General features: G+C 35.1%; 6 protein-coding genes. 1 reads left to right on the top strand and 5 read right to left on the bottom strand.

Annotated elements, in window-relative coordinates:
- Nucleotides 1-29: 29 nt before the first annotated feature.
- From LVD47_RS20915 to LVD47_RS20895, 5 genes are read right to left on the bottom strand one after another with little or no spacing between them, the layout of a single operon-like run.
- Nucleotides 30-1,049 (bottom strand): ThuA domain-containing protein, encoded by a 1,020-nt coding sequence (locus LVD47_RS20915; protein ID WP_236980361.1) that lies wholly within the window; start codon nt 1,047-1,049, stop codon nt 30-32.
- The gene (locus LVD47_RS20910) at nt 1,046-3,157 is read right to left on the bottom strand and encodes a pyrroloquinoline quinone-dependent dehydrogenase (RefSeq protein ID WP_236980359.1); all 2,112 of its coding nucleotides are present in this window, start codon (nt 3,155-3,157) and stop codon (nt 1,046-1,048) included. Before LVD47_RS20910 ends, LVD47_RS20915 begins: the two co-directional genes overlap by 4 nt.
- Nucleotides 3,158-3,188: 31 nt before the next feature.
- Nucleotides 3,189-4,901, bottom strand: coding sequence for a RagB/SusD family nutrient uptake outer membrane protein (locus LVD47_RS20905; RefSeq protein ID WP_236980357.1), 1,713 nt, complete (start codon nt 4,899-4,901; stop codon nt 3,189-3,191).
- A 12-nt stretch (nt 4,902-4,913) separates the two neighbouring features.
- The gene (locus tag LVD47_RS20900; protein WP_236980356.1) at nt 4,914-8,435 is read right to left on the bottom strand and encodes a SusC/RagA family TonB-linked outer membrane protein; all 3,522 of its coding nucleotides are present in this window, start codon (nt 8,433-8,435) and stop codon (nt 4,914-4,916) included.
- Nucleotides 8,436-8,462: 27 nt separating this feature from the next.
- On the bottom strand, nt 8,463-9,404 hold the full coding sequence (locus LVD47_RS20895; RefSeq protein WP_236980354.1) for a FecR family protein: 942 nt from the start codon (nt 9,402-9,404) through the stop codon (nt 8,463-8,465).
- A 223-nt stretch (nt 9,405-9,627) separates the two neighbouring features.
- Here LVD47_RS20895 and LVD47_RS20890 point away from each other — a divergent pair, with 223 nt between their 5' ends.
- Entirely contained in the window at nt 9,628-10,155 is a 528-nt protein-coding gene (locus LVD47_RS20890; RefSeq protein WP_236980352.1) for an RNA polymerase sigma factor, read from the top strand.
- The last annotated feature ends 1,960 nt before the right edge of the window (nt 10,156-12,115 follow it).

Genomic DNA, 12,115 nt, shown 5'->3' with positions numbered 1-12,115 from the left:
AAATACAGACCAGTCGAAATCAATATATTTTATTTTTTTTTCTTAAAATGATAGGGTTTTAAGTTTTTACTAAACCCATCAAATCCGTACATAGTCGGTACAAATTCATCTACAAGTGGAACTTTACAACCTTCCTTTGGTATTTTATCCTCAAATCCTAATGTCCAGTAAACCGCATTTATTACCAATTTTCGCAAGTCTTTATCCAAAAAGTCAACCGATGCACCTAAGGTCGTAGTAAATACCTTCCCCCTTATATTTTCCTGGATTTTGTAGGTTCTTACCCATGCAATAGGCATAATAGACTTAGTAAACACGGGGATGCTATCATTATACAAAGAATTTGTAGCAGCCCCCCAAAGTAAAACCTTTGTGCTACTATCAAGCCTTCTAGAACTGTATACTCCAGATGGACAATAAATCATCCCTACCCCTTTTAGTATTGGATGTTTTTCCATTTCAGAAAAACCATCCAAAAGACTTACAGTACCCTCTTTCTCCAAGCCATGATGACTAACCCAAGTTTCGCCCAAAATTTTCTTACCGAATCCTCCGTTCCATTGTCCTTTTCCTCTATAATCATATTTTAGATATTTACTATCACTTCCTTCACGGAATCTAAAAGCATGTGTTGCAGTTCTTAATCCAATAATTGGTTTTCCTAAATTTAAATACCTATCTAAAAATTTCATTTGTTCATTAGGTAGCTCACGAAACCTTGTTGATAGAATCAATAAATCAGCTGAATCAAGAAGGTAAATACCAGGAATATTATGATGATAATTCGGATCAATAAACCCTGTATTAGGATTAATTGAAAACAATACCGTAGTATGGAAACCATGATGATAAGTTAATATCTTTGCTAACATAGGTAGTGATTCTTCTGAACGATAAGACTCATCTCCTGATATTAATACAATTCGTTTCCCATTATTTAATTCTGAAGATGGGAAAAAAGTAATCCAGTCTCTATCTTGGCAAAATAAAAATTGAGAAAGTAGTATTAATAATCCCACAAAAATATATCTCAATAAACTGTTTATCATAATTTTGAAAGTTTATAAGCAATTAAAAAGTCACCCTTGGAAAGCCCTAATTTTGTTCCTCCACAAGCAATTACAACATACTGTATGCCATCAACCATATATGTTGAAGGAGTAGCAAATCCTGAGGCAGGTAAAGCATCCTCCCATAGTAAATCTCCTGTTTCCTTATCAAATGCTCGAATCTTACTATCACTAGCAGCAGCAATGAAAACTATACCACTGGCAGTTACAATTGGTCCACCATAATTTTCTGAGCCAGAAGAAACACCATATTTTTGTTTATATTTTTGATTTTCTCCTAATGGAACTTGCCATTTATGTTTTCCTGTATTAAGGTCTATAGCGGTAAGAGTTCCCCAAGGTGGTTTTAAACCAGAATTACCTTCACTATCTAAAAACTTACTATAGCCCTCTAAACCCCATGGCTCAGCGATATCAAAATCATTTTTTCTACTTTTGATATCATTTAACTTATTATCTGATTCATTAAATAGAAAATTTACTAATGCATTTTTTTCATCAAATGAAAACTGAGGAAACCCAGGCATCATTCCCTTACCTTTATCGATAATATCATAAAGTTCTTTTTTACCAAATCGATCTTTTAAAGAAATTAATGATGGGAAGCCACTAGATGAATTTCCTTTACGTTCAACTCCGTGACATGTACTGCAGGAATTCATATAAACTAATTCTCCAAAATTTTTATTAGAATCAACTTCGTTTTGTTTTAACTTTACTATCCAAGGAACCTCATTAGCATTAACATATAGTACTCCTTCTTTATCAACAGCAGCTCCTCCCCACTCGCCACCACCATTCAACCCTGGGTTAATTAAGGTCGGTTTATCGCTAAATGGATGATATATACCTTTTTTAGAACTATTAAATACTGTTAATAATGAATCATAGTCTGGAGAAAAAATATTTAAATCACTTTCAATTAATTCTTGTCTTGTGAATGGCAATGGAACCTTAGGGAAAATTTGAGTAGGCCAAGCCGCCTCTTCCTTTAGAGGTGAGGGTGGCACGGCGATTTCTTCAATAGGATAAATAGGTTCTCCAGTTTCTCTATCAAATACAAATACATGACCAGTTTTCGTTATTTGTGCAGCCACATCAATCAGCTTACCACCCTTTTTAATTGTGGTCAAGTTAGTTGGTGCAGGCAGGTCACGATCCCATATATCATGACTTACAATCTTGTAATGCCATAATCTTTTTCCTGAACTGGCATCGATAGCCAATAAGGTATTCGCAAAAAGGTTCTTTCCCTTTCGACTTCCCCCAAAAAAATCTGGTCCAGCAGATCCAGTTGGAACAAAGATAATTCCTCTTTTTTCATCTAATGAAATACCTGTCCAGTTATTTGCTCCCCCTACAATCCCCTTCTCATGAACATCCTCTGGCCATGTGTCAAATCCATATTCACCTGGCAACGGAATGGTATTAAAAACCCATTCCAATTCTCCTGTCCTGACATTAAACGCTTGTAAAAAACCAGGAGCTGCCCCTGGTCCTTCCATCATAACTGTAGGCATTATAATCAAATTCTCAAAAACAGTACCTGGTGTTCTGGACATTAAGTATTTGCCATCTGCATTTGATCCTAATCCAGATCTTAGTGTTACTCTTCCATTAATCCCAAATGACTGAATTGGCTCACCAGTATTTGCATCAAGTGCATATAACCATTCATCATATGAACAAAAAACTCTTTTTTCCTCTCTATTTTCCCAAAAAGAAACCCCTCTATTTTTCAAATAATATTTTGTTTTACTCGGTGTAAATCGCCAAATTTCTTCACCACTAACTGCATTTAAAGCAAAAACATTACTAGCTGCAGATATTCCATACAATATACCATCAATTATTAAAGGATTACACTGAAAATCACCTGAATCAGAAGTATTATATTTCCATGCTACTTCAAGTTCATCTATATTTTTTTTAGTTATTTGAGAAATGGTAGAGAAATGACTCATTTCTGAATCTCCCAAATATCTTGGCCAATTAACATCTGTAGGTTCATTATTTTTACATTTAGTAAAAAAAAGCATAGTAGGAAATATTATAAAAACAGACCAAGCCAACTTGTAATTTATCATCGTTTATCTTCTTAATATTCCAAATAAAATATTACCATCCAGGATTTTGGGTATAATTCTCATTTAGAGTAAGTTCTATGTTTGGAACCGGAAAAAGATAGTCTCTTTCCTCATTAAACAAATAGCCTTCTGGAAGGGAAACCTGATATGGATCAATATATCCATTATCGTTAACATATATATTTTTGCCAACCTCCATCTCTGGATATTCCTCCTGAACGAATTTAGCACCTAATGGTCTCTTTTCCTTTATTAACCTATGTGCTCTCCACCTTAAAATATCATGTAACCTCAGCCCTTCAAATGCTAACTCAACACGTCTCTCTCTCCTTATTTCATTCAAAACTGGAGAAATTGAAGAAAATTCCCAATTAGGGTCTTCTAAAATATTATCTAAGATCAATTTAGGCATTCCAACTCTTTGTCTTATTTTATTGATGGTAATATCAATATCATCTTGAGTAATTTCTCCTAGTTCCGCTCTTGCTTCAGCATAGTTTAATAAAACTTCTGCAAATCTAAATATTACTGAACCAATTTCCGATTGGTAGTAATTTTGTCTTAAATTTTCTCCCCAGGCATTTGAATACTTTTTTAATTGATATCCTGTAACACATAAATATGATCCAGTTTGATTAATGTCAGCTTTTTCAAAATGGGTAGTATCCCCGTCTCCAATAATATTAATTGGATCTCCAGGAATCCAAATAGTTTGAGCTAATCTAGGATCTCTATTTTTAATTGCATTTAAAAGGTTTTCATCATTCACATAAAGTTCACTTACCCCTATAGGCTTTCCATCTTTACAAAGATATGCATCTATCAAACCTTTTGTAATTCCCATTCCATTGCCCCAAATACTCGGAGACCACCTAACAAGACCTAAACTTTCATCCCATTTCTTCCACAACATTACTTCCGGATTATTACCATAATCATCTTGTCCAAAAAACCTATAATAATCTAATTCAGGATTTCCTGATGTATATATTTCATATAATTCATTTTCAATAATTTGCTTTGATGCATCGCGGGCCAATTCTAAATATTTTAATCCATCGCCTCCACTTACTCCAAACTCAGTATTGCTATGATACTTTTCCCAAGTCCCCTCAAAAAGACAAACTCTAGATTTAAATAATAAAGCAATTTGTTTATTTAGTCTTGAAGATGAAACAGCATCTTTCTCACCCAAGTAAGAAATAGCTCTGTCCAGATCTGATATAATCGAATCAACTACAACATTCCTTGAATTTCTTTTAATAAAAAGATCCTCCGAATCATCTTGTAAGACCTTATTGACCCAAGGTACATTTCCATAATCACGTACCAAATTAAAATAAACATAAGCTCTAAAGAAAGAAGCCTCCCCTACAAATTGCTTAATAGCTTCAAATGGTTCCGGTACTAACCGATAATTTTCAAAGAAATAATTTAAATTTCTAATTGTTGAATAATAAGAAGACCAACTACCTCCAGAACTAGGAACAACTCTTGTGCCAGCCAATATAGGATTAAATCCATCTAATACTAAGTTATCACTATTACCATCTAATAATTCTCTATCATTCCGAGTTTCGTTAGGAAAAAGTGTGTAAAACTGATTTACATATAGTTCCAAATCTGTTGGAGTTTGCCAAAAATTGCTACTCGAAATAGAGTCAAGTGGTTTTTTTTCTAAAAATTCATCAGTACAAGAAAACATGCAACTAAAAGCTATTAGTAGATAAGCTATCTTTTTCATATAAAATACTTTTTAAAAATTAATATTTAACCCAGCAGAAATCACCCTTGATAAAGGATATAACATAGTGCCACTTGATGATCGAAGATTGGTCTCAGGGTCAAATTCTCCTATCATGTCAGTAAAAGTAAAAATATTATCACCACTTAGATAAATGCTAAAATTAGAGATTCCCAATCTTTTTGAAATTTCAGAAGGTATTGAATATCTAAATTGTAGATTTTTTAATCTAAGGTATGATGCATTTTGAAGGTATCGTGTTTGAATCTGTTGGTTTTTTAAGTTTTCAATTGTCAAATATGGCCTTGCAAAATATGCTTCTTTATTATCATCACTCCAGTAATTAAGACTATGCGGGTGTACTGTAGTTGCTGTCCAAGACTGCCTAAAGCCAAAAAAGGTTTGATTTTCAAGCCACACTTCTCTTTTACCTACTCCTTGCCAAAACATACTTAATCCGAATGATTTAAAAGTAATATTAGCATTTATTCCATATTGATATCGAGGTTGAGAATTCCCAATGATTTTCAAATCACCTGAATTTTCAAGAGTTTCATTACCCCTTGTAAGCTTTCCATCGCCATCGACATCCACATATTTCACGTCCCCTGCACCCCATCTAGTATATAATTCTGATTGATCTATCCAATTTTCAGCTTCCGCATCAGAATTAAAAAGGCCCGCCGTCTCAAAACCCCATATATCACCAACTTTTTGCCCATTATAAAAATTCCTTATATAATATGTAGGATTATTATATTCTTTAACAACAGATTGATTATCTGCAAGTGCAAATCCAATATCAAATTCCAAATCCTGATTAATAAATTGCTTCCAATTAATTGAGATTTCATATCCTTTTGTTTCAAGTGTTGCATTATTCTTTAAAGGGACTGCAGCACCATAAATAGCTGGAAGAGATTCACCTGGGCCAAACATATTTTCTGTAGTTCGATTATATACATCTACAGTAAAACTTAATCTATTATTTAATGCCTCTCCATCGACTCCAAAGTTTATTGTATTTGATGTTTCCCATGTCAGGCCAATACTTCTATTTGCAGGAACTGAAGCATAAATTGGTCTCATTCCGTCCATTATCCATGGTAAATTAGTATTTATGGGTATTGTTTCTTCGTGTAAATAATTAGCAACATTTTGATTTCCCAAAGAGCCATATGATAATCTAAGTTTAAAAGTATTAAGTATGTGGCTAATTGACTCCCAAAAATTCTCTTTCCAAATATTGTAACCTATTGCTACCGACGGGAAAAACCCCCATCTTCTACCGCTCTGAAATCTAGAAGAACCATCATATCGGCCATTAAGTTCTAATAAATATTTTTCATTGAAATTATAAGATAATCGTGCAAAAGTTCCTAGTGTTGACCAATGAGACATAGTTTCATCCACGTCTTTATCTCCAATTGCAGTACTAATAGCAGGAACTAAATCCGTAACCAAATCTCTTCTCCATCCATTCAACAACATATTGTTCGAAAACTCAGCTTGTCCACCAACCATTAAACTAATAGAATGGTTTTTTAACTTGATTGCATAATCTGAAAATATATTGGTTGTAAAGTACTCGTTATATACCATTTCATGGCTCATTCTATTCCAGTTTTGGCTATAATGAGGCACTTTTGTAATACCATCCGGGGCTAGTCCAGAAATTATTGCTCTGTGATCGCTCCTTCTGTAACCCAGATAATTATAACTCAAATTAGCATTTACATTCCAATTATCTGTAATACTATATTCTATTGCCGGATTAAACCAAATATCAGTAGTCTTTTGTTCATCATTACCTCCATTAGCTAAAACCGGAGGTTGATTTTTATCTAAAGCAAAATCACCATTTGGTGTATAGACAGGATCTGTTGGCCACTGTATTGCAAGTAAAGAAAATATAACATTTCTATTTGTTACATCTTGGGATTTGAAATACCGTTGAAAATTTCGATTATATTTTGTTCTTAAAATTACCTTTATTTTATCCGCAGGTTTGATTTCTATATTTGAAGTAAGACTAAATCTTTCAAATTTCTCATCAGCAAAATTTAATTTTCCTGCTTCATTCAGCCATCCAAAGCCTATATAATAGTTAGTATTTTCTCCTCCTCCACTTATACCTAAGTTATGTTTTTGAGAAAATGCATTATCTTTAAATATAACATCCCACCAGTCTGTATTTGCATGTCCAAGATTCCAATACCCCCACCCATTTGGATCATTTGGATTGGGATCCATTGATGGAGTATTGACAGGATCATTTTGATATTCTATTATTCTGGATATAGTAGCATCTGCAAAAATGGCGTTTTGACCTGAATTTGCAGCTGCCTCATTTATAGTATTAGCAAACTTAAGAGAATTTACAAATCCAGGTAATGATATCGGTTGAGCATTGGAAAAATTATTGGTATAATTAAATCTTAATTTTTCATCATATTTCCCTTTTTTCGTCGTAATTAAAATCACACCGAAAGCGGCCCTGGCCCCATATATAGCCGTAGACGCAGCGTCTTTTAAAATAGAAACAGATTCAACATCGTTTGGATTTACCGCATTAAGATCCATAGGGGATCCATCTACTAATACAAAAGGAGATCCGCCTGATAATGATCCTATACCTCGAATATTTATATTCATTTTAGCATTCGGTTCACCTCCATAAGAAGAATTTGGAGTGAAATTTAATCCTGGAGATACCCCTTGCAAAGTTTGGTCCATATTACTAAAAGATCTATTTTCCAATCTAGAAGATGGTACTTCACTTACCGCTCCTGTAAGATTAACTTTCTTTTGTTTTCCATACCCTACTACTACCACCTCATCCAATGTCTGAGAATCTTCCAGTAATGTAATTGTTATTTTAGATTTTCCTGCTACAGGTATTTCCTGGGTCTGGTAGCCGATATATGATACTACCAACACAGCTTGTTCGTCGACATCTTCCAATGTAAAATTTCCTTCAAAGTCCGTAGCCGTACCCTTGTCGGTACCTTTGACCAATACATTTACCCCAATGAGTGGTTCTCCTGCCGGACTGATCACAGTTCCATTAATATTTATTGCAAATTTTTCCAGTCTTTGTGATTCGAACTTAGGGGTTAATTTAGGAGTTACTCTATTACTTACTTTGCGATTTGACTTGGCTTTTTCCCCATCACTAATCAAACCGTCAAGGTGTTTCGCCATTTTCTTTAAGGACTCAAGGCCTTCTTCATTATTTTTATAAATGATCACAAACCTGTGGTCATAAAATTTATAGGTTAACTTCGTTCCCTCCAAAATCCGTGATATAGCTTCTTCTGCAGAGCTATAATTCCTCTTTTCATAATGAACCTTAATATTAGACACGAGGGTCATATCAAATGTAAAGTACACTTCGTAATCTTTGCTAATCGCTTCGATTGCCTCCAACAATGTAATTTCTTGTTGATTGTTTTTTGCTGCAAATCCCTGATTCGGGATTTGTAATAGCACTGCTATTATGGCCGCAAGGCCATATAGTACAATTCTTTTCATCTTACTAATTTTATTATTTTTAAAAACCTATTCTCTTTCTACTTTATATCGCTTGCCATCCTTTACGAATTTAACGCCCAGAGATAATTCTAAAGCTTGCCGCACTGCTTCCCAATCAGCGTAAGGCACCCCTATATACATAGGTTTCTTTAGTAATTCCAAATCATTACATTCAAATGATTTACCGTATATCTCCCGAAGTTCGTGCAAAACATCCCGAAAAGATTTACTTTTAAAGTTTAGCACTCCATTCTTCCAGGAAGCAGAAGTTGTCATAGTCTCATTTTCGGTTTTTTCAATACGTTGATTCTCCGCATCATATTTCACCCTCTCACCTGGAACCATGTTAATCAAATAATTGGAACTATCTTCCAATTGAAGGGCTACCTTACCCTCCTCCAAATAGACCTCAGTGGTTTTATTCTTACGACTATTGACATTAAAAGAAGTTCCCAATACCTCAATCAAAACATCTTTTGAATGCACCTGAAAGGGGATATCATCCTCCAAATGCTGGATATCGAAGAAGGCTTCCCCCTCAATATTTACACTTCTAAAATCCGTGTCCTTCCAATTATTATTCCATTGAATTTTGGAATTGGCATTGAGGGTTACAGCACTTCCGTCAGGCAACTTAATTTCTTTAGTTTCTCCATAATTAGTGGCATACGTAGTTACTTCCTCAATTTTGTTATTGTTAAAGATTAATATAGTAGCCGTAATCATAATAGCTATGGAAGCTGCGATGCCAACAATTGATAATAAACTTCTAATAGGCTTATTTTTCCTGTTCCTCTTTTTATCATCCCTGATTCCTATACCGTCCCAATAATTTGTAAGCACTTTATCCAGGTCTTCAACTGCACTGGACTGCTTTAGATAAAAAATATACTCATTATACTCTGCTCTGGTCATAGTATCATCGGCGTATTTCTTTGTTAATTCTTCTATTCGCTTTGTTTTATTCACTTTACTACTTTTAAATACACAACTAAGAATAATTATCCATTTACAACCAATACGACCATCAAATCTATTAAGCATAACTCCAAAGACCATCAATCCGACCAGTCAAATTCAATTTTTTTTATTTTAATTTTTTATTTACCTTTAACTTGATTGTTAATTATCTATCAAACAGCCACTGAATGACCACCATCAAATCTAGATTTTGTGGACCCATTAATGTTTGATGATGAAAAAAAATATTGCTAACTATAGAGTGAGAATTTATCACTTTATCTACAAATTTGTCAAGAGTCGGTCCTTAGCTGACGATTTGACACAAGATGTTATGCTCAAAATTTGGATTTACCGGGATAAAATTGCCGACCTCGAAGAAATCGATTCCTATATCATGCGGATGTCTAAAAATCACGTACTTGACCATTTCAAAAAGCTTGCTAAAGAAAAAGTCTATCAGGAAGAAATATGGGGACGGATGCAAAAATCCGAAAATAGAGTAACTTCTACACTTTTCACCCAAGAAATGGAGTCTCAGTTAAATGATATTCTAAAAGAACTTCCTCCTCGACAACAAGAGGTCTATACATTAAATAAAAAGGAAGGACTCTCCCTCCAGGAAATAGCTGATCGACTGGATATAGCCCCCAATACAGCGAAAAATCACCTTTCACGTGCATTAAAAGTCATACGTACACAAATGAACCCGGAAACCTTGTTAGTAATGGGCTGGATGGTAGTTTGTTTCTATAACTAATTATATTATGTTTTCACCATTTAGAATCTCAACTTCAAATCTGTCCAATTATTAGCTTTGAATTTATAAAAAGAACTGTAAATACACCTTAAGCGCCTAAACCGGCTATATCCTGCAATGTAAATTCAAGCGCGAGACCACCTACCTGGTAAAACTACTTTGTGTAGAAATAAATTTAGCGACTACCCTATTATTCCAATCTGAAAATTATTAGCCTTCATTAGTAAATTGCAAATCACCCAAAACCTTAATTCACCACTATTCACAAAGTATCATTTTAGACATAGTGTAACGACACCCGAACTTTTTTTACTTTTTACAAGTGGTAATAGTTGTAAACCACGAGTGCCATTTCTTATTTACACAGGTAGTAGTATTTTTTCTTTGATGGAAAAGGTACCCTGATCACATGCTATATTCCAGACTTACCCGCAAAGTGATTCCCGATGTTGTTAATCGGGATATATGCAGGCCCTGGAGCGCACACATGGTCCATACCAGGACGTCATCACATTTATCGCCTGTACAGGCGCGGAAAACGAAACTAAAGCCCCAACCACGGACGAGGTAAATATTAACAAGCCTGCCCGCAGCAAGTGGGTATAATATTTAATTGCATATAATGCATATTTGGACTGCTGTATATCTAAAATTGATAAGATTCAATCGAGGTCTTCCGGACGGGACCTTGCGCTTTTAGTTCAAGTTGGTTCTCCAAGAGGTCTGCCACGCTTTCAATAAAATAACCCCGACAGGGGTTGAACCTGAATAACTCTGGGTGCAAACCCGGAGCCATAAGGACCATAGAAACAACTCTGAAGGAGTTGAACCGGAACCATCATACGGTATTTCATCTACTTCAAAGAGCCGGTCTTGATCGATAGGCGGGACGTAGTATATACGGTACTTAGATGTTGTGAGGACGCATTGCCAGTGTGCCAGAAAAATGGAGATAGCCCGTAATTTTCTTCTTCCTTTGTCTTGAAACAAAGGAAGCAAAATTCAATAAAAATTAATCGCTTACTCGCCATTTGAATTCAAACAAGCCTCACCACAGAGGGTTCGGTTCCTTCACCAAAGATGGATTGACCATCTTTGATCCCGCTTATCGCGGGATTTCGTTTAGTCACCCCCGTAATTTTTCATCGACTCTCCCTCATAAGAGTATAGTAATAATTTCAGGTCTAAGTGAAACCCATCGAATCAAACCTCAGATTGCAAAAAGTTATATTTGTTAAATCTTAATTCTTCCTAATGCGATAGCTATCGGGAGCATTTTTAGCTTTCCAAGCAAAAACCATATCTAAAATGTCATGCCACCCCCGACATACAAGTCGAGGTTATTTCACCAAAAGTGCCACCCCACCCTCGGAAAAATATCCTCGGTTCCCCACCATAGGTGGGCAAGCTTCATCAAGCGTGCATTTGAAACCCTTGGTCTGACTTGATTCTGAAGTTCAGACGATATTCAATCATGCTATTTGATCCCATTTGACAATGGGATTTCGTTCAATAATCCAAGGCTTCGAAAATTTTAACGCTTTCTCTTAAGCATATGCTGTTGAAAAAGAGTGAAAATCGTGCAAAAATCACAACTGATTCTTACCCATTATCGACGTAAATTACATTTAGACAATTTTGAATCTCCACTTCAAATCTGTCCAAGTATAAGTTTTGGATTTATAAAAAGAACAGTACCAATAGAGCTGAAGCACCTTAGCCGGCTATTTCCTGTAGTGGTAGTTACAGGACCGAGACAATCTGGTAAAACTACTTTGTGAAAAAATGAATTTAGACTCGAATATTGGAGATAAAAATCAAATCCACCCAATAAAAAAAGCGGAGCCCTCTCGAACCCCGCCTTTCGTCCCATGTATCTATTAATCTTATCTGATCAAAATCATCTGTTTGGTTTCTGTGTAATCACCCGATCGGAACTGGTAATACATTACCCCCCCGG

It is taken from the genome of Membranihabitans maritimus (assembly GCF_021729145.1).
GTDB lineage: Bacteria > Bacteroidota > Bacteroidia > Chitinophagales > Saprospiraceae > Membranihabitans > Membranihabitans maritimus.
The sequence above is the reverse complement of the archived record's forward strand: the minus strand, read 5'-3'. Positions and strand labels throughout refer to the sequence as shown.

Coding starts and splice junctions, on each gene's coding strand:
- LVD47_RS20915 (WP_236980361.1), bottom strand. CDS start 1,049: ATGATAAACAGTTTATTGAGATATATTTTTGTGGGATTATTAATACTA.
- LVD47_RS20910 (WP_236980359.1), bottom strand. CDS start 3,157: ATGATAAATTACAAGTTGGCTTGGTCTGTTTTTATAATATTTCCTACT.
- LVD47_RS20905 (WP_236980357.1), bottom strand. CDS start 4,901: ATGAAAAAGATAGCTTATCTACTAATAGCTTTTAGTTGCATGTTTTCT.
- LVD47_RS20900 (WP_236980356.1), bottom strand. CDS start 8,435: ATGAAAAGAATTGTACTATATGGCCTTGCGGCCATAATAGCAGTGCTA.
- LVD47_RS20890 (WP_236980352.1), top strand. CDS start 9,628: ATGATGAAAAAAAATATTGCTAACTATAGAGTGAGAATTTATCACTTT.